Source organism: Streptomyces sp. NPDC058985 (assembly GCF_042740985.1).
Lineage (GTDB): Bacteria > Actinomycetota > Actinomycetes > Streptomycetales > Streptomycetaceae > Streptomyces.
In genome coordinates, this window is the sequence record NZ_JBHYJX010000113.1 from 1 (window position 1) to 1,118 (window position 1,118).

The following is a 1,118-nucleotide window of genomic DNA, read 5'->3' on the forward strand; positions in this document are numbered from 1 at the left end:
CAGGGGCTGGGTGAGCCGGTGCAGGTGGTGTGGCGCCGGGCGGAGCTCCCGGTGACCGAGGTGGTCCTGGCGGGGGACGGGAGGGATCCGGTGGCCGGGCTGCTGGAGGCCGCTGGTCTGTCGATGGATCTGGGCCGGGCGCCGTTGATCGATGTGCACGTGGCCCGGGCGCCGGGGGGTGAGGTGTGGCTGGGTCTGGTGCGGATGCACCACATGATCCAGGATCACACCACGCTGGAGGCCGTTCTGGAGGAGGCGGAGGCATTTCTGGACGGTCGTGGTGACCGGCTGGGTGAGCCGTTGCCGTTCCGGGACTTCGTGACGCAGGCACGGAGCGGTACGAAGCGTTCAGAGCACGAACACTTCTTCACAGAGCTGCTGAGCGACGTGAGCGAGCCGACCGCTCCGTACGGACTCGTCGATGCGTGGGGCGATGGCTCTGACACGGCCCAGACCCGGCTGCGGTTGGAGGAAGGCTTGGTGGGCCGGCTGCGTGTGGTGGCGCGGCGGCTGGGAGTCAGCCCGGCGACGGTGCTGCATGTGGCGTGGGCGCGGGTGCTGGCGGCGGTAAGTGGCCGTGAGGACGTGGTGTTCGGCACGGTGCTGTTCGGCCGGATGAACGCGGGTGCGGGTGCGGACCGGGTGCAGGGCCCGTTCATCAACACGCTGCCGGTGCGGGCACGGGTCGATGGTGTGGGTGTGCTGGACGCGGTGACGGCCATGCGTGCACAGCTTGCGGGACTGCTGGAACACGAGCACGCACCGCTGGCCCTGGCACAGCAGGCCAGCGGAGTGGCGGCGGACACACCACTGTTCACCGCGCTGTTCAACTACCGGCACAACGCGGGTGGTAGCACCCGCCAGCGGACTGACAGCAGTGCAGAGGGACGTGTTGAGGAAACAGGGATCAGGACCGTCTACACACGTTCGCGCACCAACTACCCGCTGACAGTGTCGGTTGATGACAACGAGAACAGGATGGGACTGGTCGTGGATGCCGTGGCTTCGGTGGATCCGGAGGCTGTGGCCGGGGCGCTGAGCACCGCGGTGGAGGGCTTGGTGTCGGCTCTGGAGGCGGCACTGGAGGGCGGTCCGGAGCCCTGGCTGAGCACGGTCGA

The 1,118-nt window shown here is 68.7% G+C and carries 1 protein-coding gene; it reads left to right on the forward strand.

What is annotated here, in order from left to right:
• Positions 1-51: 51 nt before the first annotated feature.
• On the forward strand, positions 52-1,118 hold a 1,067-nt coding region (locus tag ACFW01_RS38405; protein WP_384511510.1), incomplete at its 3' end, for a condensation domain-containing protein.